The sequence below is a fragment of the Streptomyces sp. NPDC002144 genome (assembly GCF_053593695.1).
In genome coordinates, this window is record NZ_JBSFDB010000002.1 from 23,875 (window position 1) to 48,723 (window position 24,849).

A 24,849-nucleotide genomic window follows, 5' to 3' on the forward strand; every position below is an offset into this window, starting at 1 on the left:
TCGCTCGGCTCGGCTCAGACCGCGGTCGACCGCCCGTCGGTGCCCCGTCGGCCGCGCTGGCCCATCGCCTCGGCGCGCACCTGGGCGCAGCTGCGGCTGATGAGGCGGGAGACGTGCATCTGGGAGATGCCCAACTGGTCGGCGATCCGGCTTTGCGTCATGTCCTCGAAGAAGCGCATGTAGAGAATGGCCCGTTCGCGTTCGGGCAGGCGGCGCAGTCCTTCCTTGGCGGACTCGCGGTCGATCACGGTGTCGAAGGAGGACTCCGTCGCCCCGAGCGTGTCGGCGAGGCTGTAGCCGTCGTCGTCACCGGAGAGCTCGGCGTCCAGCGACAGGGTGCTGAAGCTCTCCAGGGCCTCCAGGCCGCAGCTCACTTCCTCTTCGGTGAGCCCGGTGTGGGCGGCGAGGGCGGCGACCGACGGCTCGGGGGTACCGGGGGTCTGGGTCAGCTCACGGCGCGCGATCCGCACCTTGTTGCGCAGTTCCTGCACCCTGCGGGGCACGCGCAGCGCCCACATACGGTCCCGGAAGTGCCGCTTGACCTCGCCGGTGATGGTGGGGACGGCGTAGCTTTCGAAGGCGCCCCGCTCGGGGGCGAAACGGTCGATGGCCTTGACCAGTCCGAGGGCCGCGACCTGCCTCAGGTCCTCCACCGACTCGCCCCGGTCGCGGAAGCGGCCGGCGATGCGGTGGGCCATGGGCAGCCAGGCCTTGACGAGCTGGTCGCGGATCGCGTCGCGTTCCGGTCCGTCCTCCAGATTCGCCAGCCGGGCGAAGAGGTCGGCCGTGTCGGGGGCGTCGTCGTGCCGCCGCCTGCTGGACGGGGCCTGGGTGGTCTGCGTGCCGGGACGGCTGGTCGAGGTGTCGATGAGCATGCGGATTCGCTCCCGAACTGGGGGTTTCAGGGACATACCGCGGGAAAGGTCGCCACCCGGACCGACTGAAGGTCCGGCCAGCCATACCGCTCCCGCTGGCGCGCCTCCGGTCCGAAGCACGAAACTCCGTCTGCCCCTAGGTGGTGGGTACAAACTCCGCTTCCCCGAAACTCTTCGCTCCGCTTCGTCCGCGGTCCTCAGGGAAGCGCCACCAACGCGGTGATGCACTTGCCTCCGGCGGGCAGCTCGGACACCCGCACATCGCGGGCCAGCCGGCACACGATGGGCCAGCCCAGGCCACCGGGCCGGCGCCGTCCCCGGGCGTCCACGGGAGGCCTGGCCACCGGCAGCTCGGCACTGCGGTCGCTCACCGAGACGCACAGACAGGGCCCGGAGACGTCGACGCGGAAGTCGGTGACGCCGCCGCCGTGCAGCATGGCGTTGGTGGCGAGTTCCGAGGCGACGAGCAGCGCGTCCCCCAGGGCGTCGGGATCCCAGTGCGTATGGGTGACCCGGCAGCGTTCGGCAACCACCCTCTCCACGGCCCTGCGGGCGTCGGCCGGGCGGCACAGACGCGTCGGGCCGGTGCCCCGCGCGCCCGACGGCTCGATGACGGTATCGGTCGCGTGCTTCTCGCACATCGCCATGACTCCCTGTCGGAAGAACGAACTGGCTGGTGATCGACGAGGCAGCGGCTGGGTCCTGGCCGCCCCACGGCGCCGCACGGGCGCAGGCTGCTTCTGGGCCACGGCGAGGTCCCGGCCGACGGCGGCGGCGTCCCGTCGCAAAGCGTGAGCACCGCAGGTCTCTCCTATCGGCTCACCGCCGCAAGCCCGGCCAAACCTCTCGTGTCGGGCCGGTGCGCACCGGTCTTCTCCCGGAGATCGCGGGTACCCGGCCGTCATGAGCGATGTCGTGGACTCAGACGAACTGCTGCGCCGCCTCCAGCGCGCCCGGGCCTGCGCACAGGAGGAGGCGCAGTCCTGGCGGGAGCGCGCCGACGGCCTCGGGGCGGGCGAACCGGACCCCGCGAGCGAGGCCGTCGTACGGACGCTGGCGTACGAGACGGTGATCAGGGTGCTGGACGAGATCGTCACCCCCGGCACCCACTCCGAGCAGGGCTGATCCCTGCGGCTCGATTGACGTCCACCCCCCGGGGCACCCGGCGCGCATGTCAGCCGATCACAACCGCGCACCCGTCCTGGAAGCCCTGGCCGACTTCCATCGCCAGGGGCAGTTGGCCTTCTCCCCGCCCGGACACAAACAGGCCCGTGGCGCCGACCCCGCCGTGCGCGAGCTGCTGGGCGACGCCGTGTTCCTCGGTGACGTCCTGGCCTCGGGCGGGCTGGACGACCGGCTCACCCGGGGGCGGGTGCTGGAGCGGGCCGAGGAGCTGATGGCGGACGCGGTGGACGCCGAGCACACGTTCTTCACCACCTGCGGCAGCTCGCTGTCGGTCAAGGCCGCCATGCTGGCCGTCGCCGGCCCGCACGAGAAGCTGCTGATCGGCCGGGACGCCCACAAGTCGGTGGTGTCCGGGCTGGTCCTGTCCGGCATCGAGCCGGTGTGGGTGGAGCCCCGCTGGGACGCCGAGCGGCATCTGGCGCACGCCCCGTCCGCCGAACGCTTCGAGCAGGCCTTCGAGGAGCATCCCGACGCCAAGGGCGCCCTGGTCGTCAGTCCCACGCCGTACGGAGCCTGTGCGGACCTGCGGGCGATCGCCGAGGTCTGTCACCGCCGTTCACTGCCGCTGATCGTGGACGAGGCCTGGGGCGCCCATCTGCCCTTCCATCCCGGTCTGCCGTCCTGGGCGATGGACGCGGGCGCCGACATCTGCGTGACCAGCATCCACAAGATGGGCAGCGGCCTCGAACAGGGCTCGGTGTTCCATCTGCGCGGGGACCTGGTGCCGCCGCAGTTGCTGAAGACGCGTGCCGACCTGCTGGGCACCACCAGCCCGTCGGTGCTGCTGTACGCCGGGATGGACGGCTGGCGGCGCCAGATGGTGCTGCAGATGGGCGGGGCGCTGGACCTGGCCGCCGAGGTGCGGGCGGCGATCGAGGAGATCGACGGCCTGCACGTCAACGACCGGGACGACTTCTGCGGTGAGGGCCTGGCCGACGACTTCGACCCGCTGCCGTGCGTCATCGATGTCACGGGTCTCGGGATCACCGGCTACCAGGCCGCCGACTGGCTGCGCGAGCACCGGCGGCTGGACATGCACCTCAACGACCACCGCCGTATCGGCGCCCAGATCACCCACGCCGACGACCGGGAGACGACCGGCGCGCTGCTGACCGGGCTCAAGGATCTCGCGCAGGCGGCACCGGAACTTCCGCGCGCGCCACGGGTGGACGTACCCTCGCCCGCCGAACTGCGCATGGTGCAGGCGCAGTTGCCGCGGGACGCCTTCTTCGGTCCCGCCGAGGACGTGCCGGCCGGCCGGGCGGCGGGCCGGATCGCGGCGGAGATGATCACGCCGTATCCGCCCGGGATTCCGGCCGTTCTGCCCGGCGAACGGCTCACCGAGCCGGTGCTGCGGTATCTGCGCACGGGTCTGGAGGCGGGCATGAACCTGCCCGATCCCAGCGATCCGGAACTCAGGACGATCAGGGTCGTGGCGGCCGGAAACGAGCCCGCGGAGTGAAACCGGTCACGCAACCCGCTTTTCGCTACGCGTAGCGCCCCTTGATGGTTTACCGTTCATTCATACGTGGTGGCGGGGTCGACCGTATCCGTCCTCCGGCATCACCGCGAACGGCCCTGGCTGGCCTCCCCCGTCCAGCCAGGGCTTTTTCATGCGCGGGACTTCTTCACCGGAACTGCCGTCCGCCGAGGTGCTCAGCGGACCGGGAGCGGCTGAAATGGGCTTAGGGAAACACCTCAACCCACGCCGGCGAGGAGCCCCGTGCCATGACCAAAGCGATCAAGCTGCTGACCGCCCTCCCTCCGCCCCAGCGCCAGCGTCTGATGGCGCTGGCGAAGGAGGTCTCCTTCGCGGAGGACACCCGGATCTTCGAGGCGGGCGGCCGGGCCGACCGCTTCTGGGTGATCCGCTCGGGGGCGGTCACCCTGGACCAGCGGGTCAACTCGCTGCAGCGGGTCACCGTGGCCAGTCTGGGCGCGGGCGATCTGCTCGGCTGGTCGTGGCTGTTCCCGCCGCACGAGTGGGACTTCGGCGCCGAGGCCTTCAGCCCGGTGCGGGCCTACGAGTTCGACGCGGCGCAGGTGCTGCGGCTGTGCGAGGAGGATCCGCCGCTGGGCATCGTGCTGGTGCGCAGCGTCGCCGAGATCCTCGCCCACCGTCTGGAGATGACCCGGGGCAGGCTGATGGAGCAGTACGCGACACACCGGCGCGGCGGTCTGTAGTTTCACGACGGCACCGCCGGTTGGCTCAGCTCCTCAGGCCCCGGCACGCGTGGGGAGAGATGCCTCGCCGCACCGCAGCCGCCGACACCCGCGCGCCGACGGTCCGCTCGGATCGGCCGGCCGGCGCCACGCTCCGGGCCCCGCGCGTCGAGGAGCGGCCCTCGGCGGCCGAGGCCCGTCATGGATCATCCCGGTGGCTGGGGATCCGGCGCGCACATCCATGACCGCACCGGCCTCTCCGCAAGGCGCCGCCCTCCTCGCCGCAAACCTGATCCGAACGGCGGGTCCTAGATCCGGTAGCGGCGCAGGGCCGGTACCGCCGCGGTGAGGGCCAGCATCACGGCGACGACCAACAAGCCGCCGCCCGTGACCGCGGCACGCGGGCCGAAAGCGGAGCCCGCGGTGCCGTGCAGGACGTCGGCCAGTCGGGGGCCGCCCGCGACGACGACGGTGAAGACGCCCTGCATCCGGCCGCGCATCTCGTCGGTGGCGGCGGACAGCAGGATCGCCCCGCGGAAGACCATGGAGACCATGTCGGCGAGTCCGGCCACGGCCAGGAAGCCCGCCGCGATCCACAGGTTCCCGCTGAGCCCGAACCCGGCGATCGCCAGCCCCCAGGCGACGACCGCGCCGATGACCATCCAACCGTGCCGGCGGGCCCGGGAAAAGGTGCCGGAGAACAGTCCGCCGAGCACGGCGCCGATGGGGATGGCCGCGAAGAGCAGGCCGAGGGCGAGACCCTCGCCGTAGGAGTCGTAGGTCTGCGCGGCCAGTTGCGGGAACAGGGCGCGGGGCATGCCGAAGACCATCGCGATGATGTCGGCGAGGAAGGACAGCAGCAGCACCTTGTGCCGGGAGATGTAGCGGAAGCCCTCCGCGATCTGCCGTACGCCCGCCCGGCGCACCGCGGTGCCGGCCAGGGGCGGCAGTGCGGGCAGCCGGTAGACCGCCCAGACGGTGACGCACAGGGCGAGGGCGTCGATCAGATACAGCTCGGGCAGGCCGATGACGGGTATCAGGACGCCGGCCAGCAGCGGACCCACGACCTGGCCGGTCTGCATGACGGTGGAGCCGAGCGCGTTGGCCGCGGGCAGCTGCTCCTCGGGCACCAGCCGGGCGATGGAGGCGTTGCGGGCCGGGGCGTTCAGGCCCCAGAACGCCTGCTGCATCGCGAGCAGCACCATCAGCACCCACACCGACTCGAGACTTCCGACGGCCTGCAGCCAGAACAGCAGGGAGGTCACCGCGATGCCGATGTTGGTGATCAGCAGCAGCTTGCGGCGGTCCATGGTGTCGGCGACCGCGCCGCCCCACAGCGCGAACACGATCAGCGGCAGCAGTCCGGCGAGGCTGGCGGCGCCGACCCAGGCCGAGGAGCCGGTGATGTCGTAGATCTGCTTGGGCACGGCGACCGCGGTGAGCTGGCTGCCGACCGCGGTGACGATCGTCGAGGACCACAGGCGCCGGTAGGCCGGGACGCGCAGCGGGCGGGTGTCCATCGCCCAGCGGCGCCAGCCACGTCCGGGAGGGGCCCCCGCCTCTTCTGTGGCGGGGGCCTGTGGCTGAGGTTCGGTGCTGCTCTCGCTCGTGTCCACGGGTGTCCTGGTTGCTCGATACATCTTTCGGGGCCGGGCCCCACTATCGCAGCAACGCCGGGAAGTTGGGGACGCGCGATCTCAGCCCTCGGACATCAGGCACGGGCCACGAGCATGCCGCCGAGTGTGATCATCGTCGCGGCGACCAGCCCGTCCAGCACCCGCCAGGCGGACGGCCTGGCCAGGAAGCGGCCGAGCAGACGACCGCCGAAGCCGAGGGCGGCGAACCAGCACAGGCTGGCGAGGGCCGCTCCGAGGCCGAAGGTCCAGCGCAGTTCGCCGCGGTGCGCGGCGACCGAGCCGAGCAGGAACACGGTGTCCAGGTAGACGTGCGGGTTGAGCCAGGTCAGCGCCAGACAGGTCACCACCGCCCGCCGACGCGAGCGGGTCGCCTCGCCCTCGGCGCGCAGCGAGTCCCCGGCCGGCCGCAGCACCCTGCGGCCGGCGAGGGCGCCGTAGCACAGCAGGAAGCCGCCGCCGATCCAGCCGACCGCCGTCAGCGCCCGCGGATACGCCACCACCACCGCGCCGACCCCGCCGACGCCGAGGGCGATGAGCAGGGCGTCGGACAGGGCGCAGATGCCGACCACGGCGAGCACCGCGTCACGGCGGATCCCCTGGCGCAGGACGAAGGCGTTCTGGGCGCCGATGGCGACGATGAGCGAGAGGCCGGTGCCGAATCCGGCGGCCGCGGCGGTCAGGGCGTTGGTCATGACATCGACGCTACGGAGACGATCACTCCACGTACAGCTAAAGATTCTTACGTATCATTAGCCGATGTGAAGACCGAGCTGACCGAACTCCCCCTCGACCAGGTCCGCACCCTCCTCGCCGTGGTCGACGAGGGCACCTTCGACGCGGCGGCCGCCGCGCTGCATGTGACGCCGTCGGCGGTCAGCCAGCGGGTGAAGGCACTGGAACAGCGCACCGGCCGGGTGCTGCTGATGCGTACCAAGCCGGTACGGCCGACCGAGTCGGGCGAGGTCGTGGTGCGCTTCGCCCGCCAGCTGGCCCGGCTGGAGCGCGACGCCCGCGCCGAGCTCGGCATGAGCGGGGCCGGCGAGCCGACCCGGGTGTCGATCGCGGTGAACGCCGACTCCCTCGCCACCTGGCTCCTCCCCGCCCTCACCGCGGTACGGCACGAGCCCCTGCTCTGCTTCGAGCTGCGCCGCGAGGACGAGACCCGCACCGCCTCGCTGCTGCGCGAGGGCGCCGTGATGGCCGCGGTGACGTCCTCGTCCGAGCCCGTGACGGGCTGCTCGGTGCGCGCGCTGGGCCGGATGCGCTACGTTCCCGCGGCCAACCCGGACTTCGCCCGCGAGCATCTCGACGGCCCGCTGCGCGAGGTGCTCGCCACGGCTCCCACCGTCGCCTTCGACCGCAGCGACGACCTGCAGGACGCCTTCGTCCGCCGGCTGCGCCGTGGCGGCGGCGCCGCGAGTCCGGTACGGCACTTCGTGCCCACGTCGGAGGGTTTCGCCGAGTCCGTCGCGGCGGGCCTCGGCTGGGGACTCGTACCCGAGGTGCAGGCCGAACCCCTGCTGCGGGCCGGGCGCCTGGTCCGCCTCGACCCGGAGCTCGCCCTCGACGTCCCCCTCTACTGGCAGCAGTGGAAGCTCGACTCCCCCGCCCTCGCCGCGGTCGCCGACGCGGTCACGCGGGCGGCTCAGCAGGCGCTGCGCGGCTGAGCGAGGCCAGTCGTGCGGCCGCGCTGTCCAGCAGCATCTCCAGCGCCGTCGGGTACGCGCTGTGGACCATGCGGGTCGCGAGCAGGGGTGCGGCCTCGGCGATGCGCGGGTGCGTGGTGCGCGGCAGGCGGGCGTAGGTCGAGCGCCACATCTCCTCGTCGGCGCGCAGGGCCGCGCTGGGCAGGGTGAGAGAGGCCGCGTCCAGGGCGGCGAAGGCCAGCGTCTGGTCGATGAAGGCGTGGTAGACGCGCACGGTGTCGGCGAGCGGGAACCCGGCCGTGCGCAGCACGTCCAGGACGGCCTCGTCGGCGGCGAGTTCGTTCGCCCGGCCGGTGACCCGGTTCGTGGTCAGCAGCGCGGCCTGGGGATGGGCGATGTACGCGGCGTGGATGCGCAGTCCGACCGCGCGCAGGTCCGCCCGCCACTCCCCCGTCGGCCGCCAGCCGTCGAGGGCCTGGCCGATCAGCGCGTCGCCGATGGCGAGCGTCAGGTCGTCCATGCCGCGGAAGTAGCGGTACAGCGTGCTCGGGTCGGCGTCCAGCGCCAGACCGAGACGGCGGGCGGTCAGACCCGCGCTGCCGTGCTCGCGCAGCATCCGCAGCGCCGTCTCGACGATCAGCCGCTCCGACAGCACCGTACCGCTCTTGGTGGGCCGGCGCCTGCGCCGCCGCTCCTCGGGCACCACCGGTTTGGGCACCGCGACCTCCTTATGCCAACGCCATTGACCTTACGGGAGCGCAGGGCGTTCCATCTCCAGCGGGGCCCCATGTCACCCACCCCCGCACAGGGAGTTCTGCCATGCGTGTACTGCTCGTGGGCGCCGGCGGTGTCGGCACCGCCGTCACCCGGATCGCGGCCCGGCGTTCCTTCTTCGACGCGATGGTCGTCGCCGACTACGACCCAGCACGGGCCGAGGCGGCGGTCGCGGCCCTCGATGACGACCGCTTCACCGCCGAGCGCGTGGACGCGGGCGACGAGCCGGCGGTCGTGGACCTGCTGCGCCGGCACCGCTGCGACGTGCTCCTCAACGCCACCGACCCGCGCTTCGTGATGCCCCTGTTCCAGGCGGCCCGCACGGCCGGCGCCACCTACCTCGACATGGCCATGTCCCTCTCCCACCCGCACCCCGAGCAGCCGTACGCACGGTGCGGGGTCAAGCTGGGCGACGACCAGTTCGCACGCGCCGAGGAATGGGAGAAGGCGGGCGCGCTGGCGCTGGTCGGCATGGGCGTGGAGCCGGGCCTGTCGGACGTCTTCGCCCGGTACGCCGCGGACGAACTCTTCGACGAGATCGAGGAGATCGGCATCCGGGACGGCGCCAACCTCACCGTCGACGGCTACGACTTCGCCCCCTCCTTCAGCATCTGGACCACCATCGAGGAGTGCCTCAACCCGCCCGTCGTCTACGAGGCCGACCGCGGCTGGTTCACCACCGAGCCGTTCAGCGAGCCCGAGGTGTTCGACTTCCCCGAGGGCATCGGCCCCGTGGAGTGCGTGAACGTGGAGCACGAGGAGGTGCTGCTCGTGCCGCGCTGGGTGGACGCCCGCCGGGTGACCTTCAAGTACGGGCTCGGCAGCGAGTTCATCGACACCCTCAGGACGCTGCACCTGCTCGGCCTGGACAGTACCGCCCCGGTGACCGTGCCCAGCGCGTCCGGACCGGTGGCGGTCTCGCCCCGGGACGTGGTCGCCGCGTGTCTGCCCGACCCGGCCACCCTCGGCGAGCGGATGCACGGCAAGACCTGCGCCGGCACCTGGGTGCGCGGCACCAAGGACGGCGCGCCGCGCGAGGTGTACCTCTACCACGTCGTCGACAACCAGTGGTCCATGAAGGAGTACGGCAGCCAGGCGGTGGCGTGGCAGACCGCCGTCAATCCGCTCGTCGCCCTCGAACTCCTCGCCACCGGCGCCTGGTCGGGCTCCGGCGTCCTCGGTCCGGAGGCCTTCCCGGCCGGCCCGTTCCTCGACCTGCTCACCGCCTACGGCACCCCTTGGGGCGTGCGCGAGCAATGAACACCGTTTCTCCGCGATTCCCCTTGTTTTACTCCCGCATCGACAGGTCACCCGAAAACGAGTAAGCCATTCGCGAGGGCACGTACGACTTCGATCGCAGGTGACTATTGATGGACTACTGGCGAGACCAGGCCGCGTGCCGCAACGAGGATCCCGAGCTCTTCTTCCCGATCGGCACCTCAGGCCCCGCGTTGTTGCAGACCGAACAGGCGAAGGCGGTGTGCGCCCGCTGCCCGGTGAGGGACGAGTGCCTGGAATGGGCACTGGACCATGGAGAGATCCTGGGCGTGTGGGGCGGCACCGGAGAGATGGAACGGCGGGCCCTGCAACGCCGCCGCCGCGCCGCGGCCCGCCGGGGTGGCGCGTAGGAGCGGCCGGTACCCGCAGGGACGGTGGACGCGCTCAAGGCGGAAACGATCTTGAGCGCGTCCCCGACGTGTGTCCGGGCCCCGACGCGGCCGCGTGGCGGCCGGGTGTGGTGCCGACGACGGCGGTGAAGGCCGCGATGAAGCCGCTGGGGTTGGACCATCCGCAGGCGTGGGAGACGTGGGTGACGCCGTGGCCGTCGGCGAGCAGGACGAGCGCGTGATGGACGCGCAGCTGGGTGCGCCACTCGTAGAAGGTCATGCCGAGCTCGTCGTGGAAGAGCCGGCTGAGCGTACGGGCACTGGCTCCGGTCGCGCGCCCCAGTTCGGCCAGCGGGGTGGTGTCCCCGGGGTTGTCGTACAGGATCCGGGCGACGGCCCGCAGCCGGTCGTCGCGCGGCTGCGGCAACTGCAGGGGCTGCTCATGGGCCTCATGGAGTTCGTCGACGAGGACGCGGCGCAGGCGGGCCTGTGCCGCGCGGTCGTACTCCCGCGTGCCCGTGAGCGCGAGCAGGAGTTCGCGGGCCAGGTCCGAGGCCAGGAACACGGCCGGACGGTCGGGGACGAGCCGGGACAGGGAGGCGGGCAGGAAGACGATCCGCATGTCCGTGTCGCCGTGCGCGCGGTGGTGGTGGGTGAACCCCGCGGGCGTCCAGGCGACGCGGTTGGCGGGAACGACCGCCGTGCCCCGCTCGGTGTGCACCGACAGGACGCCGCGGGCCGCGTAGACCAGATGGCCACGGTGGTGGGCGTGCGCCGAGCTGGTACCGCCCGACGGCCACTGGTGCGCCCCTCCCGACGGCCAGAGGCGTGATGTCGGGCCGGTCCCGGGAACGTGGCGGCCGATGGGCATGGGTTGGCATTCTACCGGTGGCCGGTCAGAGGGCCCGGTGGCGACAGTGGACCCATGCTGAGTACGACGATGCGAGCGGCCGTGTGTGTCCGGGCAGGCGGCCCCGAGGTGCTGGAGATCCGTGAGCTGCCGGTACCGGCGGTCCGGGAGGGCTGGAGTCTGGTGCGCGTGCTGGGCGCGGGTCTGAACCGGTCCGAGCTCAGGACCCGTCAGGGGCATTCGCCGAGCGTGCGGTTTCCCCGGGTGCTGGGAATCGAGTGCGTGGGAGTCGTGGCGGCCTCGACCGATCCCGCGCTGCCGGAAGGCACGACCGTCGCCGCGGTCATGGGCGAGATGGGCCGCGACTTCGACGGCGGCTACGCCGAGTACGCGCTGCTGCCCAACTCCCTGCTCATGCCCCTCACCACCACACTGCCCAGGGAGGTCCTGGCCGCCCTGCCCGAGACGTATCTGACCGCCCAGGGCTCACTGGACGCACTGGGGATCGCGCCGGGCGACCGGGGACGCTTGCTGATCCGGGGCGGCACGTCGTCGGTCGGGATGGCGGCCGCGTCGATCGCCTCCGGGTACGGTCTCGAGACCGCGGCCACGACCCGGCGGCAGAGCAAGGTCGAGGCACTGACCGCGGCCGGTGTGGACCACGTGCTCGTCGACGAGGGCGGTCCGCTGGGGCCACAGGTGCACGCGATCTGGCCCGAGGGTCCCGACCACGTTCTCGACCTCGTCGGAACGAGCACGGCGGTGGACTCGCTGCGCCTGGTCCGGCGGGGCGGCACGGTGTGCATGACGGGCACGCTCAGCGGATGGCTGATCCCGGACTTCGAACCGGTGGCGATGATCCCGTCCGGCACCAGGCTCACCGCCTTCCACAGCGACAACTACAAGGGAGGCGCGGGCGTGGACGTCCTGCGACGGATCGTCCGCGAGGTGGAGGCCGGCGTCTACCGGCCCAACGTCGACCGCGTCTTCGCTCTCGACGACATCGTCGCCGCCCACCGGTACATGGAGAACGACGAGGCGACGGGGAAGGTGATCGTCGTGCCCCGGTGAATCGGCGGCGCAGGGTGCCCCGGCCGCGGCCTGACGGCCGAGTCGACGGGGCCGTTGCTGGGCGCGCTGCGCGAGGCCGGCACGGAACGCGGCTGCTGGACGTGCTGGACATTCATGGGCGCGATGGAGCACCGGGCCCCTTACTCCTGCGGCGCCCCGCTGCCCGGCAGTCGGATCGTGAACACCGCCCCGGTGCCCGGTTCGCTCGCCGCGGTGATCGTGCCGCCGTGGGCGGTGACCAGGTGGCGGACGATCGGCAGGCCCAGGCCGCTGCCGCCGGTGCGGCGGCTGCGGGACTTCTCGGCGCGCCAGAAGCGCTCGAAGACGTGCGGCAGGTCCTGCGGGGCGATGCCCGTGCCGGTGTCGCCGACCGTGAAGACGACCTCGTCGCCGTCCCGGCGCGCCGCCAGGGTGACCGTGCCGTCGGCCGGGGTGTGCCGCAGGGCGTTGGAGACCAGGTTGCCCAGCGCCTGCCGCATCCGCACCGGATCGGCGTCCAGCCATGGGGAGCCGTCGGTCTCGGTGCGCAGGGTGACTCCGGCCCCGGTCGCGGCGACGCGGTGCGCGGCCGCGACCTGGTCGAGCAGGTCGTCGGCGCGGACCGGCTCGGGATGCAGACGCAGGGTGCCCGCGTCGGCGGCCGCGAGGTCCTGCAGGTCGTCGATGACGCGTTGCAGCACCATCGCCTCCTCGTGCAGGGAGCCGAGCAGTGCCGGGTCGGGGTCGACCACACCGTCGCGGGTGACCTCCAGCCAGCCGCGGATGTTGGTGAGCGGGCTGCGCAGTTCGTGCGCGATGTCGCTGACCATCGCCTTGCGCTGTGCCTCGATGCGTTCCCGCCGCTCGGTCAGGTCGTTGAAGGCCTCCGCCAGGATGCCGGTCTCGTCCCGGGTGGTGACCGGCACCCTGACGTGCAGGTCCGGTGGCTGCTGGGCCGCCTCGGTCAGCGCGCGCAGCGGCCGTACGAGCCGGGTGGCGACGACCGCCGTCACCGCGACCGTCACGGCGAGCACCAGGCCCACGACCCCGATGATCTTCGCCTTGTTGGCCGGGGACATGTCGAAGCGGGGTGGAGTGGTGTCGTCGCCGCCGAGATACAGGTCGGCCACGGGGGCGACGTACGGGTCGAGTTGGGCGCGCAGGGCGGAGTCGGCACAGGTCTGTGCGGTCTTTGCGGCCTGTTCGGTGCCCGCCTCGGGGGACTTGTCGGCGATGACGTACCGGCTCAGCGGGTTCCTGGCGGACGGGTTGAGGTAGAGGTGCAGCGGTTCGCGCAGGCTCTGGTCGTTGTTCCGCAGGCAGGTGCGCGCGGCTTGGGTCAGCTCCTTCATCGCCGCCTTCTCCGTGGGCACGGGCTCGTTCATCCAGTAGCCGCAGTCCTGGGCCAGCGTGTCCGTCCCGTCGCTGCCGTCCGAGTTCAACAGGACGGGACGGCCGCTCGGGGTGTGCTCGATCCTGATGTCGACGCCGAACCGGGAGGAGCAGGTGCGCAGTTTCTCGGCGAGCGCGTCCAGCCGGGACCGTTCGTTCGCCGTGATCCGGTAGGGGCCCACGGCGCGCGGATCGACGCCGCTGAGCTGCGCGCCGGGCTGGGTGTAGGTGTCGGTGTGCAGCGGATCGACGGTGGCGGCGGCGCCGAGGGGCAGCGCGGTGCCCTTGCGGGCGGAGTCGGCGATGAGGTCGCGGGCGGTGGTGGTCAGGGCGATGCGCCGCCCGGTCCGCTCGGCGAGCTCGGTGACGAGGGGCTGCACGCCCTTCCAGTCGGGATGGGTGGCCGCGTACCCGCTGAGCCTGGCCAGGATGCGCAGGTCGTCGGCGAGGTCCTGGCCCTGTTCCTCGCGCAGCGCGCGGGTGGTGGTCTCCACCGCCAGCCACGTGGTCGCGGCCACCGAGCACACCGCGATGAGCGCCGACGCGAACAGCAGCCGGACCAGGAGCCGTTTGCGCAGCGGTATGCGTCGCTTCACGGGCGGCCGCCGCTGAGCTTGTAGCCCACGCCGAACACGGTCAGCAGACGCACCGGGCGCTTCGGGTCGGCCTCGATCTTCTTGCGCAGGTTCATGATGTGGACGTCGACGGCTCGTTCGGTGGAGGCCCGGTCGAAGCCGCGGGTGCACTGCAGCAACTGCCGTCGGCTGAAGACCCGTTCGGGCTCCGCCGCCATGGCGAGCAGGATCTGGAACTCGGCGGGCGTGCACTCCACCGGTTCGCCGTCGCAGCGCACCTCGTACCGCTCCGGATCGACCGACAGCCCGGCCGCGCGGACCACGGGATCCTCCCGTACGCCGACTGCCCGGCCGCTGCGCCGCAGCACCGTGCGGATGCGGGCCATCAGCTCGCGCGGGCTGTAGGGCTTGGTCATGTAGTCGTCGGCGCCCAGTTCGAGGCCGAGCAGCACGTCGTCCTCCGCGGACCGCGCGGTCAGCATGACGACCGGCACGTCCTGGTCCCCGCCGCGCAGCACCCGGCACACCCCGAAGCCGTCGATGACCGGCAGCATCAGATCGAGGACGACCAGGTCGGGAGCGAGTCTCTTCGCGGCCTCCAGCGCGGCCGCACCGTCGTGGACCACGGTGGCCGTGTGGCCCTCGGCCAGCAGGGAGCGGCGTATGAGTTCGGCCTGCATCTCGTCGTCCTCGGCGACCAGTACATGTGCGCACACGCGGCGGATCCTAAGCGGTCAGCGGGCCAGGGACGCCGCGTCGCCCATGACGACGACGGGGTGGAGGGCGGGGTCGAGCGCGCGCAGCAGATCCTTCATGTGCTCGGCGGAGATGCTGACGCAGCCGTGGGTGGGGCCTGAGTGGTCGACGTGGAACCATATGCCGCCACCCCGGCCGGAGCCGAGCGGGCGGGTCCAGTCCAGGGGCGAGGTGCCGGGCTCGCGGTTGTAGTTGATCGCGACAACGTAGTCGAAGGACCCCTCGAGGGGTTCTCCCTCGAAGCCCGTGCCGGGTGCGACGAACCCCCTGGAGCGGTGGTACGGCAGTTTGCTGCCGGGGTTCTTCAGGAGTCCGCCGGCGTCGGTGAGGCCGAACACGCCGACGGGTGAGCGCAGATCGCCGCTCATGTGGTGGCCGGACCAGCCCTTGAGGGCGTTGTGCGCGGGCCAGCTCGCGCCGGCCTGCCAGCCGGTCGCCGTCCGCTCGTACAACACCACCGTGGAGTCCGCGGAGTTCTCGCCCTTGCCGGTCACGACGACGGCCTGGCGGGTGTCGCCGGGTATCCGGGCGAGCATCCTCGGGCCGAGGCCGGGCAGTTGCAGCGGGGCGGCCTCGACGGACAGCTGGGGCGAGGGCGAGGTCAAGGGGCTGATGTCGGGCGCGCTCGGCCCGGCCGCCGCCGGACCCGAGGGATGGCCCGGCGACGCCACGGCCCCGCCGCCGCATCCCGTCAGGAGCAGGGAGGCGGCGAGCAGGGCGACACGGGGTTTATTCATGATCACGGAACGACTGTGACTCACACATGTGAGGAACTCGTCAGCTTTCAGGCGCTGTTCGGCTTCCCGGGAGTGTAGAGCCAGGAGGTGAACAGGGGGTGGAGGATCTTGCCGGACTCCCGTTCGGCCAGCCGCACGAACTGCGCGGTCGTGCCGTGGCCGCCCCGGTGGTCACCGGCCCAGGCGCGCAGGATGCGGAAGAAGACCGGATCGCCGACGGCCTTGCGCAGTACGTGCAGGGTCATGGCGCCGCGGGCGTAGACGGGGGTGCCGAAGATGTTCTTGCCGCTGCCGGGGTTGCCGGGCGGGAAGGCCCACAGGCCGTCGCTCGCGGGGCGGGCGTAGAGGGAGTCGAAGGTCTTCTGTGCGCTGTCGCCGCCGTGCTGCTCGCTGTAGAGCCACTCGGCGTAGGTCGCGAAGCCCTCGTTGAGCCAGATGTCCTTCCAGGAGGTGAGGGAGACGGAGTCACCGAACCACTGGTGGGCGTTCTCGTGGACGAGGGTGCTCAGGTCGGGCGCCGAGTCGTACAGGGGCCGCGACTGGGTCTCCAGCGCGTAGCCGACGTCGGCCTTGTCGACGATGGAACCGGCGTTGCGGAACGGGTAGGGCCCGAAGAGCTTGCTCTCCCACTCCAGCACGGAGGGCAGCTTCTTCAGCACGGGCGCGGCGGCGGAGGCCTCCCGCGGGTCGACGGCGTTGTAGACGCGGACGCCGTCCCGGGTGGTGTACTGCTCCACCTTGAACTTGCCGACGGTCGCCGTGGCGAGGTAGGCGGCCATGGGCTCGCTCTGGCGCCAGTGGAACGTGGTCCGTCCGTGCGCGGTGCGCCGGGAGAGCAGGCGGCCGTTGGAGACGGCGGTACGGCCCTGGGGGACGGTGATCGTGATGTCGTACGACGACTTGTCCTTGGGGTGGCTGTTCGCCGGGAACCAGGTCATGGCGCCCTGCGGCTCGCCGGCCACGAAGGCGCCGTCGTCGGTGGGGATCCAGCCGTCGGCCGAGCCGTCGGGGTCGGTGACGGGCTTGGGCGTGCCCTGGTAGGTGACGGTGACGCGGAACTGCTCGCCCTTGTGCAGGGCCCGGCGCGGGGTGACGACGAGTTCCTGTCCGTCGCGGCGGAAGCCGGCCCTGGTGTGGCCGACGCTGACGCCGGTGACCTTCAGGCCCTTGAGGTCGAGGTCGAAGCGGGTCAGGTGCTGGGTGGCGCGGGCGGTGAGGACGGCGGTGGCGTCGAGGTGGCGGGTGGAAGTGTCGTAACGGAGCGTCAGACCGTAGTGCTCGACGTGGTAGCCGCCGTTGCCGGCGAGCGGGAAGTAGGGGTCGCCGGCGCCGGGCGCTCCGCCGGTGGCGGCGACGGCGGTTCCGCTGCCGGCGAGCAGGGCCGCGAGGGCGACGGGGATCGTCAGAGGCACGGCGGTGCGGGCGACGGTCTGTCGGCGGGACGGTCTCACATGAGCTCCTTGAGGGGGGTGGCCGATGATCAAGCGCCCAGGCTAGGGGGCCGGGCCACCGGTGCACCTCCTCCTTTTGGCCAAGTCACGCAGCGTCACCCGAGAGCCGCGCATTACGCTCGAATCCCCGCACGGAGAGAGGCCCGAAGTGAGCGTTCGCCTACGTCGTGTCTACGAACCGCCCGAGCCGGACGACGGCGTCCGGGTGCTGGTCGACCGGCTGTGGCCGCGCGGCCTGTCCAAGGACGCGGCGCATGTGGACGAGTGGCCCAAGGGCCTCACACCCTCGACCGAGCTGCGGCGCTGGTATCACGCGGGCGAGGGCTCGTACGAGGAGTTCAGCGACCGTTACGAGGCGGAGCTGGACGCTCCGGAGGCCGCCGAACTCCTCGATCATGTACGGCAGTTGGCCCGCAAGGGGGCCGTCACCCTGCTGACCGCGTCGAAGGACCCCGAGCACAGCCACGCCTCGGTGCTGGTGCGGCTCCTCGGCGCCTGAGTCAGGCGGTCTGCTTCGCCGCCGCCCGCCCGGCGGCCCGCCCGGAGAAGAGGCAGCCGCCGAGGAAGGTGCCCTCCAGGGCGTTGTAGCCGTGGACGCCGCCGCCGCCGAAGCCGGCGACCTCACCGGCCGCGTACAGGCCCTCGATCGGGGTGCCGTCCATGCCGAGGGCGCGCGAGTCGAGGTCGGTCTGGATGCCGCCGAGGGTCTTGCGGGTGAGGATGTTGAGCTTGACGCCGATGAGGGGGCCCGCGGCCGGGTCCAGGATGCGGTGCGGGGTGGCGACGCGGCCGAGCCGGTCGCCGATGTAGCGGCGCGCGTTGCGGATGCCCTGGATCTGGGCGTCCTTGCTGTAGGGGTTGGCGATCTGCAGGTCTCGGGCCTCGATCTGGCGGCGCAGGTCGGCCGAGTCGAGCAGCGGCTTGTCCGTCAACCCGTTCATCTTCGTCACCAATTGCTCCAGCGTGGGGGCGGTCACGAAGTCGGCGCCCTTGCGCAGGAACGCGTCCACCGGGCCCGGGGCGCCCTTGCCGAGACGATTCTTCAGGACCGCGGCCTTGTCCTTGGCGGTGATGTCGGGGTTCTGCTCGGAGCCCGACAGGGCGAACTCCTTCTCGATGATCTTCTGGGTGAGGATGAACCAGGAGTGGTCGTGGCCCGCGATGTCCTCGGTGGTGCGCAGGTACTTGAGCGTGTTGAGGGTGTCGTAGCCCGGCAGACAGGGGTCGGGCAGACGGCGGCCGAGGGCGTCGAACCACATCGAGGACGGGCCGGGCAGGATGCGGATGCCGTGGCCGGGCCAGATCGGGTCCCAGTTGCGCAGGCCCTCGGTGTAGTGCCACATGCGGTCGCGGTTGACCAGGCGCACACCCGCCTCGGCGCTGATGTCGAGCATGCGGCCGTCGACGTAGGCGGGCACGCCGGTGACCATCTCGGCGGGAGGGGTGCCCAGGCGCGCGGGCCAGTAGCGGCGGACGATCTCGTGGTTGGCGCCGATACCGCCGGTGGTGACCACCACGGCCCGGGCGGTGAGCTCGAAGTCGCCGACGCGGTCGCGGTTGGAGGCGACACCGCGGGCGGCGTCGTCCGGGGCGAGGACCGTGCCGCGCACCCCGCGCGCCGTGCCGTCCTCGATGACCAGTTCGTCGACCTGGTGGCGGTGGTGGAAGGTCAGCAGCCCGTCGCGTGCGGCCTGCTTGGCGTAGGTGACGAAGGGTTCGACGACCCCGGTGCCGGTGCCCCAGGTGACGTGGAAGCGGGGCACGGAGTTGCCGTGTCCGTCGGCGCGCAGGTCACCGCGCTCGGCCCACCCGACCGTCGGCAGGAACTTGATGCCGTGCCCCTCCAGCCAGGCCCGCTTCTCCCCCGCCGCCCACTCGACGTAGGCGCGGGCCCAGCGCACCGCCCAGGAGTCCTCGTCGTCCGTGCGGTCGAACCGTGCGCTGCCCTGCCAGTCGTTCCAGGCCAGCTCCAGGGAGTCCTTGACGCCGAGGCGGCGCTGCTCCGGGGTGTCGACGAGGAAGAGCCCGCCGAAGGACCAGAAGGCCTGGCCGCCGAGGTTGGCGGCGTTCTCCTGGTCCACCAGGGCGACCCTGCGGCCCCGGCTGGTGAGTTCGTGCGCGGCGACCAGGCCCGCGAGGCCCGCTCCGACGACGATGACGTCCGCGTCCATGGCGTCCGTTCCCTTTCTCAGTGGGCTCGTTGGGGGTTGCTGCCGTCGGTCAGCAGCGCGGTGAGCAGTTGCTTCAGCCAGATCCGGGCGCCCTCGACGTCCTTGTCCAGCAGCAGTTGGGTGGTGACGCCGTCGTAGGCGGCGACCACGGCGTGCGCGGCGCCGTCGAGGTCCCCGAGCACGGCGGGCAGTTCGGTCAGGCCGCGGGCCCGTGAAAGCCGGTCGGCGATCGCGCCGCGCAGTCGCGCCCGGTGCTCCAGCAGGCTCTGGGCCACACCGGGGTCGCGGGCGGCGTGCACCAGGAAGTCCGTCTTCACCAGCAGCCAGTCCAGGTCGAGCAGCAGCACCTCGGTGACGCGGTCCACGGCGGCCGGCACGTCGAGGTCGGGGCCGTCCAGGGCGAGGGCGCCGGCGACCTGTTCGGCGATCAGGTCGGCGCGCTGCCGGTAGAGGGCGAAGAACAGCTCGTCCAGGCTGTCGAAGTTGGAGTAGAAGGCCCCCCGGCTGTAGCCGGCCGCCTCGCAGACCTCCTCGATGGAGACCCTTCCGAAGCCCTTGGCGGCGAACACGGCGAACGCGGCGTTCAGCAGGTTCGCCCGCGTCCGTACCCGGCGCCTGGTCACGCGGGGTGTCGCCTGCTCGGTCACCATGCCGCTCCTCCCCGTTCGATACACGAATGTATCCGATACACCGATGTATCGAAAGCGCCCGTACGACAGGGACCGGCGCCCATACGGCGGCGATCGCAACCGGCCGGCGATCGGCCGGCAATTCGTTGGAACATGTTTTCGAATCAGTAGTACGCTGGTGCCATGGCCACGCACCTCCAGGGCTCGCTCTTCGACCAGACCGACCAGCTCCGTCTCGGCCCCCTAGACGGGATCGACCGGACGCGGCTCGGCCTCGGCGCCTGGATCGACGTGCTGCCCGGATGGCTGGCCGGCGCCGACGAGCTGTTCGAACAGCTGGCCAGGGAGGTGCCGTGGCGGGCGGAGCGCCGCAAGATGTACGACCACGTGGTGGACGTACCGCGGTTGCTGGCCTTCTACGGCGCGGACGACACGCTGCCCCACCCGGTGCTGGACGAGGCGCGTGACGCGCTCAGCGTGCACTACGGCGACGAACTCGGTGAGCCGTTCACCACCGCCGGGCTGTGCTACTACCGCGACGGCCGGGACAGCGTGGCCTGGCACGGCGACCGGACAGGGCGCGGCGCGCAGCAGGACACGATGGTCGCCATCCTCTCGGTCGGCGAGCCCCGGGACCTGCTGCTGCGTCCGATGCACGGCGGCGAGTCGGTGCGCCGGCCGCTCGGGCACGGCGACCTCATTGTGATGGGCGGCTCCTGCCAGCGCACCTGGGAGCACTGCGTACCGAAGACCACACGGGCCACGGGACCCCGGATCAGCATCCAGTTCCGTCCGCACGGCGTGCGCTGAGGCGGAGAGGCGGCCGTTTCCGGCGCACGCGGGGGCGGCCTCCGGCGGACGGTGCCGGAGGCCGCCTTTCCCCTTCGTACCGTACTTTGGCGCGGACCCGACGGTTCCGGTCGGGCCGGGGTCTGCTTTGCTGAGGGCGTCGGGCACGGACTTCGGACACGGGGCGGTCATGCGGGCGGACGTACGGCAGGTCACCGACGGCATTCACCTGGTGCACGGCAGCGACACCAACTGGGTGATCCTCAGCGAGGGCGACGAGGTCACCCTCGTCGACACCGGCTACCTCGGAGACCGGGAGCAGCTCCTCGCCTCGCTCACCGCGGTGGGCAGCGCCCCGGAGGCGGTCGCGGCCGTACTGATCACCCACGCCCACAACGACCACCTGGGCTCCGCGGAGTTCCTGCGCGACGCCTACGACACGCCTGTCTATCTGCACGAGGCCGAAGTGCCGCACGCCCGCCGGGAGTTCCTGCACCAGGTCACCGTCGGACAGATCGCGCGCAACGGCTGGCGCCCCGGCGTTCTGCCCTGGGCGCTGCACGCCCTGCGCTCCGGCGGCACCGCCGACGTGCCGGTCTCCGCTCCCGAGCCGTTTCCCACGACGGGCCCGCTGGATCTGCCGGGCCGTCCCGTGCCGGTGCACACCCCCGGGCACACCGACGGACACACGGCCTTCCATCTCCCGCATCTCGGCGTGGTCGTCTCCGGGGACGCCCTGGCCACCGGCCACCCCACGTCCCGCGTCCAGGGCCCCCAGCTGCTGCCCGACATGTTCCAGCACGAGCGGGCACGGGCCGTCGCCTCGCTGGACGTCCTCGCCGCCCTCGACGGCGATCTGCTGCTGCCCGGGCACGGCCCGGCACTGCGCGGTCCAGTCCGTGAAGCGGCCCTGCAGGCCAAGGAGCGCGCCCTTTAAGGTGAGGTCAGGATCACCCGCGAGGCAAGGACACGCACCTCATGGCACTGCAGATCAGCGCGACGAACCCGGAGCACCCCGCGCTCCTGCTGGAACTGCCGTGGCAGCTGCCCCTGGAGGAGTGGCCGGAGGAGTATCTGGTCCCGCTGCCGCGCGGCATCTCCCGGCACGTGGTGCGCTACGCCCGCGCCGGCGACGAGGTGATCGCCGTCAAGGAGCTCGCCGAACGCCCCGCCCTGCGCGAGTACGAGCTGCTGCGCGACCTGGACCGGCTCGGCATCCCCGCGGTGGACGCGCTGGCGGTGGTCACCGGGCGCACCGACGACGCGGGAGACCCTCTGGAGCCCGTGCTCATCACCCGGCATCTGCGCGGCTCGCAGCCGTACCGCTCGATGTTCGAGACGACGATGCGCCCGGCCACCATGCACCGCCTCATGGACGCCCTGGCCGTGCTGCTGGTCCGCCTCCACCTGGCCGGCTTCGCCTGGGGCGACTGCTCCCTGTCCAACACCCTCTTCCGGCGGGACGCCGGCGCCTACGCCGCCTACCTCGTCGACGCCGAGACCGGCGACCTGCACCCCCAGCTCAGCACCGGGCAGCGGGAGTACGACCTCGACCTCGCCCGGGTGAACATCAGCGGCGAGCTGCTGGACCTGGAGGCGTCCGGGGCGCTGCACCCGTCTGTGGACCCGATCGAGTTCGGCATGGAGATCTGCGCCCGCTACCGCGGCCTGTGGGACGAGCTGACCCGCACCTCCGTCTACCCGGCGGGCAAGTACCACTTCATAGAGCGCCGGATACGCCGTCTCAACGACCTCGGTTTCGACGTGGCCGAGATGCAGATCGAGCACTCCTCCAACGGCGACACCGTCACCTTCGTCCCCAAAGTCGTCGACGCCGGCCACCACCAGCGCCAACTGCTGCGCCTGACAGGCCTGGACACCGAGGAGAACCAGGCCCGGCGGCTGTTGAACGACCTGGAGAGCTGGATGGCCACCCAGGACGACTACGCCCCGGGCGACCCGCTCGCCGCGCGCCCGGAGGTGCTGGCCCACCGCTGGGTGCGCGACGTCTTCCGGCCGACGGTCCGGGCCGTTCCGCCCGAGCTGCGCGGCACGATGGACGCGGCCGAGATCTACCACCAGCTGCTCGAACACCGCTGGTACCTGTCCGAGCGGGCGCAGCAGGACATCGGGCTGGACACGGCGGTCCAGGACTACATCGAGAACATCCTTCCCAAGGCCCGCGAGACGCTGCAGCACGCCACCGCCGAGTGACTCAGGCGTGCGGGACCACGGCCACCGGGCAGCCCGCGTGGTGCAGCACCCCGTGCGCCACCGAGCCGATGCGCGCCCCTACGGCCGTACGGTGCGCACGGCGCCCGACGACCATCAGCTGGGCCCGCGCGGCCACCGACAGCAGCACCTGCGCGGCACTGCCCATCTCGACGTGCTCGACCACGGGCACGTCCGGGAAGCGCTCCCGCCACGGCGCGACCGCCGCCGCCAGCGCCTTCTTCTCGAACGGCTCCAGTCCGCCCGCCTCGTCGAGGAGGTGCATCGAGCCGGGGCTGTAGGCGAACACCGGGGGCAGCGTCCAGGCCCGTACCACCCGTACGCCGGCCCCGCGGGCGGCCGCCGTCCCGAAGGCGAATCGCAGCGCCTCGGCGCTGTCCTCCGCCTCGCCCTGCTGGCCGACGACGATCTCCCGTCCCGCCGCCTCGGCGGTGGGCTGGTCGTCGGCCCGCACCAGCACCACCGGCCGGGCGGTCTCGGCGATGACCTGCTGTCCCACGGACCCGAGCAGGAAGCCGACCACCGGCCCGTAGCCGCGTGAGCCCAGCACCAGCATCTCGGCGTCCGCCGCCGCGGCGACGAGCGTGTCGACCGTCTCCCCCTCCAGCACCTCGGTGCTGGCCTCGAGGCCGGTGTGGCGGGCGGTGACGGCCTTGGCCGCCTCGTCCACCGCGCCCCGCACCCACCCCTCCTGCGTCTGCCGGTCCGCCGCGTCGATCGCGTCGTACGGCTGGAACCGCCAGGCCTGCACCACCCGCAGCGCCAGCCCCCGGCGGACCGCCTCCCTGGCCGCCCAGTCCAGCGCGGCCAGGCTCTCCTCGGTTCCGTCGACCCCTGCGGTGATCGGGCGCGTCATGGGGGATGCCTCCCAGTGTCGTGGTCATGTCGTCGGTGACAGTCTTCTCTACTCTTGCCCCATGACCTTGGAATGGGAGCAAGTGATCGTGGACGCCGCCGATCCCGTCACCCTCGGACGGTGGTGGACCGAGGCGCTCGGGTGGGTCGTGGTCAACGACGCGGCCGACGAGTTCGAGATCCGCCCCGAGAAGGATCGTCTGCCGGGGCTGCTGTTCGTACCGGTGCCGGAGGCCAAGACGGTCAAGAACCGGCTGCACCTGGACTTCCGCCCCGACGACCGCGACGCCGAGGTGACCCGGCTGCTGGCCCTCGGCGCACGGCACGCGGACGTCGGACAGTCCGGCGACGAGTCGTGGGTGGTTCTGGTGGACCCGGAGGGCAACGAGTTCTGCGTGCTCGGTCCACGGCGGAGCTGAACCGACCCGTCCGGCGGGTTCGCGGTCAGTCGCCTTCGGTGAAGTAGGTGCCCGCCGCGAACTCGTCGAGCAGTCCCGGCCCGGTCGGCTCCCAGCCGAGGACGCTGCGGGTCGTGCGCGTGGACGCCGGCAGGTCACGGGCGATCACCGTGGACAGGAACGGACCGAAGTGGGACCGCACGTCGTCGAGCGGCACGCTCTTGACGGGCAGTCCGAGGCCGTCGCCGATGCCCTGCGCGATCTCCCGCAGCGGTATCCCCTCACCCTCCACCGCGTGCCACCGGGTACCGGCCGGCGCCTTCTCCAGCACCAGCCGGAAGAGACGGGCCACGTCCAGCGTGTGCACGGCCGGCCACCGGTTCGTCCCGTCCCCGGGGTAACCGGCGAAGCCCTTCTGCCGGGCGATGGCGACCAGCATGGTGGTCAGGCCGTGACGGTCCCGGCTGCTGTGCGTGATGGGCGGGATCCGTACGACCGCTGAGCGTACGCCCCGCTCGGCGAAACCGACGACGGCGTTCTCGGAGTCGGCCCGGGCGCGCGGTGTACCCGCTTCCTCCGGTGTGCTGGGCGGCGCGGCGTCCTCCTCCGTGAACGGCCGGCCAAGGCCCTCCGGCACCCCCATGCCGGACGCGGTGACCAGCGGTTTTCCGGTGCCGGTCAGCACGTCGCCGAGCGCGTGGACGACGGCGAGTTCCGTGCGGACGGCGGCGGCGAAGTCGGTCGACATCAGGTCGTGCTTGAAAGCGACATGGATGACGCCCTCGGACTGAGCGGCGGCTTCCCGCAGACCATCGAGGTCGTCGAGATCGCCGCGGCGCACGGTCGCGCCGAGGGCGGCGACGGCCGCCGCGGAGGTGTCCGAGCGGGCGAGGCCGACGACCTCGTGCCCGGCCGCGAGGAGGTCGGCGACGACCGCCGAACCGATGTGTCCGGACGCGCCGGTGACGAAAACACGCATGGAGGCTCCTGGAAGGGAATGGAATGCGAGGAGGCCAGGCCCCGTGATGGGACTCGGTCTCATCACCGTAGCAAGGTGATGAGACTTGGTGCCATGAC

General features: G+C 72.0%; 26 protein-coding genes. 12 read left to right on the forward strand and 14 right to left on the reverse strand.

Annotated features, from left to right (window positions below; genetic code table 11):
* Positions 1 to 14: 14 nt before the first annotated feature.
* Both ACWCQ1_RS02540 and ACWCQ1_RS02545 read right to left on the reverse strand, forming a co-directional pair.
* Positions 15 to 875, reverse strand: a complete 861-nt coding sequence (locus tag ACWCQ1_RS02540) for a SigB/SigF/SigG family RNA polymerase sigma factor (RefSeq protein ID WP_358602204.1) — start codon at positions 873 to 875, stop codon at positions 15 to 17.
* A 197-nt stretch (positions 876 to 1,072) separates the two neighbouring features.
* Positions 1,073 to 1,516: an ATP-binding protein gene (locus ACWCQ1_RS02545; protein WP_133048726.1), complete on the reverse strand. Its 444-nt coding sequence runs from the start codon at positions 1,514 to 1,516 to the stop codon at positions 1,073 to 1,075.
* Between the two features lie 262 nt (positions 1,517 to 1,778).
* Here ACWCQ1_RS02545 and ACWCQ1_RS02550 point away from each other — a divergent pair, with 262 nt between their 5' ends.
* From ACWCQ1_RS02550 to ACWCQ1_RS02560, 3 genes are all read left to right on the forward strand, one after another.
* Entirely contained in the window at positions 1,779 to 2,000 is a 222-nt protein-coding gene (locus ACWCQ1_RS02550; protein WP_133048725.1) for a hypothetical protein, read from the forward strand.
* Between the two features lie 46 nt (positions 2,001 to 2,046).
* The gene (locus ACWCQ1_RS02555; protein ID WP_451025682.1) at positions 2,047 to 3,522 is read left to right on the forward strand and encodes an aminotransferase class I/II-fold pyridoxal phosphate-dependent enzyme; all 1,476 of its coding nucleotides are present in this window, start codon (positions 2,047 to 2,049) and stop codon (positions 3,520 to 3,522) included.
* 266 nt (positions 3,523 to 3,788) lie between these two features.
* Positions 3,789 to 4,244, forward strand: coding sequence for a cyclic nucleotide-binding domain-containing protein (locus ACWCQ1_RS02560; RefSeq protein WP_133048723.1), 456 nt, complete (start codon positions 3,789 to 3,791; stop codon positions 4,242 to 4,244).
* Between the two features lie 287 nt (positions 4,245 to 4,531).
* On the opposite strand, the gene ACWCQ1_RS02565 is transcribed toward ACWCQ1_RS02560, so the two are convergent.
* Together ACWCQ1_RS02565 and ACWCQ1_RS02570 are read right to left on the reverse strand one after the other, a co-directional pair.
* Positions 4,532 to 5,863: an MFS transporter gene (locus ACWCQ1_RS02565; protein ID WP_451025683.1), complete on the reverse strand. Its 1,332-nt coding sequence runs from the start codon at positions 5,861 to 5,863 to the stop codon at positions 4,532 to 4,534.
* 71 nt (positions 5,864 to 5,934) lie between these two features.
* On the reverse strand, positions 5,935 to 6,552 hold the full coding sequence (locus ACWCQ1_RS02570; protein WP_133048721.1) for a LysE/ArgO family amino acid transporter: 618 nt from the start codon (positions 6,550 to 6,552) through the stop codon (positions 5,935 to 5,937).
* A gap of 66 nt (positions 6,553 to 6,618) precedes the next feature.
* On the opposite strand from ACWCQ1_RS02570, the gene ACWCQ1_RS02575 reads away from it, so the two are divergent.
* The gene (locus tag ACWCQ1_RS02575) at positions 6,619 to 7,527 is read left to right on the forward strand and encodes a LysR family transcriptional regulator ArgP (RefSeq protein WP_133048720.1); all 909 of its coding nucleotides are present in this window, start codon (positions 6,619 to 6,621) and stop codon (positions 7,525 to 7,527) included.
* Here the strand turns inward: ACWCQ1_RS02575 and ACWCQ1_RS02580 are convergent.
* Positions 7,493 to 8,224, reverse strand: coding sequence for a TetR/AcrR family transcriptional regulator (locus ACWCQ1_RS02580; protein ID WP_358602193.1), 732 nt, complete (start codon positions 8,222 to 8,224; stop codon positions 7,493 to 7,495). The two genes, ACWCQ1_RS02575 and ACWCQ1_RS02580, sit on opposite strands and share 35 nt — an antisense overlap.
* A 101-nt stretch (positions 8,225 to 8,325) precedes the next feature.
* Here ACWCQ1_RS02580 and ACWCQ1_RS02585 point away from each other — a divergent pair, with 101 nt between their 5' ends.
* Complete coding sequence (locus ACWCQ1_RS02585) at positions 8,326 to 9,540, forward strand: saccharopine dehydrogenase family protein (protein ID WP_451025684.1); 1,215 nt, start codon at positions 8,326 to 8,328, stop codon at positions 9,538 to 9,540.
* A 110-nt stretch (positions 9,541 to 9,650) separates the two neighbouring features.
* Positions 9,651 to 9,908: a WhiB family transcriptional regulator gene (locus ACWCQ1_RS02590; RefSeq protein WP_133048717.1), complete on the forward strand. Its 258-nt coding sequence runs from the start codon at positions 9,651 to 9,653 to the stop codon at positions 9,906 to 9,908.
* Positions 9,909 to 9,942: 34 nt separating this feature from the next.
* On the opposite strand, the gene ACWCQ1_RS02595 is transcribed toward ACWCQ1_RS02590, so the two are convergent.
* Positions 9,943 to 10,758 (reverse strand): AraC family transcriptional regulator, encoded by an 816-nt coding sequence (locus ACWCQ1_RS02595; protein WP_451025685.1) that lies wholly within the window; start codon positions 10,756 to 10,758, stop codon positions 9,943 to 9,945.
* A 54-nt stretch (positions 10,759 to 10,812) separates the two neighbouring features.
* Between ACWCQ1_RS02595 and ACWCQ1_RS02600 the strand changes: the two genes are divergently transcribed.
* Positions 10,813 to 11,808, forward strand: a complete 996-nt coding sequence (locus ACWCQ1_RS02600; protein ID WP_133048715.1) for a zinc-binding dehydrogenase — start codon at positions 10,813 to 10,815, stop codon at positions 11,806 to 11,808.
* Between the two features lie 140 nt (positions 11,809 to 11,948).
* Here ACWCQ1_RS02600 and ACWCQ1_RS02605 read toward each other — a convergent pair whose 3' ends face one another.
* The 4 genes from ACWCQ1_RS02605 to ACWCQ1_RS02620 are packed head-to-tail and all read right to left on the reverse strand — an operon-like array spanning position 11,949 to position 16,698.
* Positions 11,949 to 13,775, reverse strand: a complete 1,827-nt coding sequence (locus ACWCQ1_RS02605; RefSeq protein WP_358602184.1) for a sensor histidine kinase — start codon at positions 13,773 to 13,775, stop codon at positions 11,949 to 11,951.
* Positions 13,772 to 14,470, reverse strand: coding sequence for a response regulator transcription factor (locus ACWCQ1_RS02610; RefSeq protein ID WP_358602181.1), 699 nt, complete (start codon positions 14,468 to 14,470; stop codon positions 13,772 to 13,774). The genes ACWCQ1_RS02605 and ACWCQ1_RS02610 overlap by 4 nt, the downstream gene beginning before the upstream one ends.
* A gap of 18 nt (positions 14,471 to 14,488) precedes the next feature.
* Positions 14,489 to 15,247 (reverse strand): L,D-transpeptidase family protein, encoded by a 759-nt coding sequence (locus ACWCQ1_RS02615; protein ID WP_133048712.1) that lies wholly within the window; start codon positions 15,245 to 15,247, stop codon positions 14,489 to 14,491.
* A gap of 47 nt (positions 15,248 to 15,294) precedes the next feature.
* Positions 15,295 to 16,698 (reverse strand): M1 family metallopeptidase, encoded by a 1,404-nt coding sequence (locus tag ACWCQ1_RS02620; protein WP_358602178.1) that lies wholly within the window; start codon positions 16,696 to 16,698, stop codon positions 15,295 to 15,297.
* Between the two features lie 148 nt (positions 16,699 to 16,846).
* Here ACWCQ1_RS02620 and ACWCQ1_RS02625 point away from each other — a divergent pair, with 148 nt between their 5' ends.
* Positions 16,847 to 17,197: a DUF488 domain-containing protein gene (locus ACWCQ1_RS02625; protein WP_133048710.1), complete on the forward strand. Its 351-nt coding sequence runs from the start codon at positions 16,847 to 16,849 to the stop codon at positions 17,195 to 17,197.
* 1 nt (position 17,198) lies between these two features.
* On the opposite strand, the gene ACWCQ1_RS02630 is transcribed toward ACWCQ1_RS02625, so the two are convergent.
* A complete protein-coding gene (locus ACWCQ1_RS02630; protein WP_358602175.1) occupies positions 17,199 to 18,869 on the reverse strand; it encodes an FAD-binding dehydrogenase in 1,671 nt (556 codons plus the stop codon).
* 17 nt (positions 18,870 to 18,886) lie between these two features.
* A complete protein-coding gene (locus ACWCQ1_RS02635) occupies positions 18,887 to 19,519 on the reverse strand; it encodes a TetR/AcrR family transcriptional regulator (protein WP_451025686.1) in 633 nt (210 codons plus the stop codon).
* 162 nt (positions 19,520 to 19,681) lie between these two features.
* On the opposite strand from ACWCQ1_RS02635, the gene ACWCQ1_RS02640 reads away from it, so the two are divergent.
* The 3 genes from ACWCQ1_RS02640 (at position 19,682) to ACWCQ1_RS02650 (ending at position 22,501) form a co-directional block, all read left to right on the forward strand.
* Positions 19,682 to 20,308, forward strand: a complete 627-nt coding sequence (locus tag ACWCQ1_RS02640; RefSeq protein WP_358602169.1) for an alpha-ketoglutarate-dependent dioxygenase AlkB — start codon at positions 19,682 to 19,684, stop codon at positions 20,306 to 20,308.
* A 169-nt stretch (positions 20,309 to 20,477) separates the two neighbouring features.
* Positions 20,478 to 21,224 (forward strand): MBL fold metallo-hydrolase, encoded by a 747-nt coding sequence (locus ACWCQ1_RS02645; RefSeq protein ID WP_358602166.1) that lies wholly within the window; start codon positions 20,478 to 20,480, stop codon positions 21,222 to 21,224.
* A 41-nt stretch (positions 21,225 to 21,265) separates the two neighbouring features.
* The gene (locus tag ACWCQ1_RS02650; RefSeq protein WP_451025687.1) at positions 21,266 to 22,501 is read left to right on the forward strand and encodes a DUF4032 domain-containing protein; all 1,236 of its coding nucleotides are present in this window, start codon (positions 21,266 to 21,268) and stop codon (positions 22,499 to 22,501) included.
* Position 22,502: 1 nt separating this feature from the next.
* Here ACWCQ1_RS02650 and ACWCQ1_RS02655 read toward each other — a convergent pair whose 3' ends face one another.
* Complete coding sequence (locus ACWCQ1_RS02655) at positions 22,503 to 23,375, reverse strand: universal stress protein (RefSeq protein ID WP_451025688.1); 873 nt, start codon at positions 23,373 to 23,375, stop codon at positions 22,503 to 22,505.
* A gap of 61 nt (positions 23,376 to 23,436) precedes the next feature.
* Between ACWCQ1_RS02655 and ACWCQ1_RS02660 the strand changes: the two genes are divergently transcribed.
* The gene (locus ACWCQ1_RS02660; protein WP_358602160.1) at positions 23,437 to 23,793 is read left to right on the forward strand and encodes a VOC family protein; all 357 of its coding nucleotides are present in this window, start codon (positions 23,437 to 23,439) and stop codon (positions 23,791 to 23,793) included.
* Between the two features lie 25 nt (positions 23,794 to 23,818).
* On the opposite strand, the gene ACWCQ1_RS02665 is transcribed toward ACWCQ1_RS02660, so the two are convergent.
* Positions 23,819 to 24,751: an SDR family oxidoreductase gene (locus ACWCQ1_RS02665; protein ID WP_358602157.1), complete on the reverse strand. Its 933-nt coding sequence runs from the start codon at positions 24,749 to 24,751 to the stop codon at positions 23,819 to 23,821.
* Positions 24,752 to 24,849 lie beyond the last annotated feature (98 nt).

What these genes read in the sequence shown, in the direction of transcription:
- ACWCQ1_RS02540 (WP_358602204.1), bottom strand. Translation starts at nt 875, where the DNA reads ATGCTCATCGACACCTCGACCAGCCGTCCCGGCACGCAGACCACCCAG.
- ACWCQ1_RS02545 (WP_133048726.1), bottom strand. Translation starts at nt 1,516, where the DNA reads ATGTGCGAGAAGCACGCGACCGATACCGTCATCGAGCCGTCGGGCGCG.
- ACWCQ1_RS02550 (WP_133048725.1), top strand. Translation starts at nt 1,779, where the DNA reads ATGAGCGATGTCGTGGACTCAGACGAACTGCTGCGCCGCCTCCAGCGC.
- ACWCQ1_RS02555 (WP_451025682.1), top strand. Translation starts at nt 2,047, where the DNA reads ATGTCAGCCGATCACAACCGCGCACCCGTCCTGGAAGCCCTGGCCGAC.
- ACWCQ1_RS02560 (WP_133048723.1), top strand. Translation starts at nt 3,789, where the DNA reads ATGACCAAAGCGATCAAGCTGCTGACCGCCCTCCCTCCGCCCCAGCGC.
- ACWCQ1_RS02565 (WP_451025683.1), bottom strand. Translation starts at nt 5,863, where the DNA reads ATGTATCGAGCAACCAGGACACCCGTGGACACGAGCGAGAGCAGCACC.
- ACWCQ1_RS02570 (WP_133048721.1), bottom strand. Translation starts at nt 6,552, where the DNA reads ATGACCAACGCCCTGACCGCCGCGGCCGCCGGATTCGGCACCGGCCTC.
- ACWCQ1_RS02585 (WP_451025684.1), top strand. Translation starts at nt 8,326, where the DNA reads ATGCGTGTACTGCTCGTGGGCGCCGGCGGTGTCGGCACCGCCGTCACC.
- ACWCQ1_RS02590 (WP_133048717.1), top strand. Translation starts at nt 9,651, where the DNA reads ATGGACTACTGGCGAGACCAGGCCGCGTGCCGCAACGAGGATCCCGAG.
- ACWCQ1_RS02595 (WP_451025685.1), bottom strand. Translation starts at nt 10,758, where the DNA reads ATGCCCATCGGCCGCCACGTTCCCGGGACCGGCCCGACATCACGCCTC.
- ACWCQ1_RS02600 (WP_133048715.1), top strand. Translation starts at nt 10,813, where the DNA reads ATGCTGAGTACGACGATGCGAGCGGCCGTGTGTGTCCGGGCAGGCGGC.
- ACWCQ1_RS02615 (WP_133048712.1), bottom strand. Translation starts at nt 15,247, where the DNA reads ATGAATAAACCCCGTGTCGCCCTGCTCGCCGCCTCCCTGCTCCTGACG.
- ACWCQ1_RS02630 (WP_358602175.1), bottom strand. Translation starts at nt 18,869, where the DNA reads ATGGACGCGGACGTCATCGTCGTCGGAGCGGGCCTCGCGGGCCTGGTC.
- ACWCQ1_RS02635 (WP_451025686.1), bottom strand. Translation starts at nt 19,519, where the DNA reads ATGGTGACCGAGCAGGCGACACCCCGCGTGACCAGGCGCCGGGTACGG.
- ACWCQ1_RS02640 (WP_358602169.1), top strand. Translation starts at nt 19,682, where the DNA reads ATGGCCACGCACCTCCAGGGCTCGCTCTTCGACCAGACCGACCAGCTC.
- ACWCQ1_RS02645 (WP_358602166.1), top strand. Translation starts at nt 20,478, where the DNA reads ATGCGGGCGGACGTACGGCAGGTCACCGACGGCATTCACCTGGTGCAC.
- ACWCQ1_RS02650 (WP_451025687.1), top strand. Translation starts at nt 21,266, where the DNA reads ATGGCACTGCAGATCAGCGCGACGAACCCGGAGCACCCCGCGCTCCTG.
- ACWCQ1_RS02655 (WP_451025688.1), bottom strand. Translation starts at nt 23,375, where the DNA reads ATGACGCGCCCGATCACCGCAGGGGTCGACGGAACCGAGGAGAGCCTG.
- ACWCQ1_RS02660 (WP_358602160.1), top strand. Translation starts at nt 23,437, where the DNA reads ATGACCTTGGAATGGGAGCAAGTGATCGTGGACGCCGCCGATCCCGTC.
- ACWCQ1_RS02665 (WP_358602157.1), bottom strand. Translation starts at nt 24,751, where the DNA reads ATGCGTGTTTTCGTCACCGGCGCGTCCGGACACATCGGTTCGGCGGTC.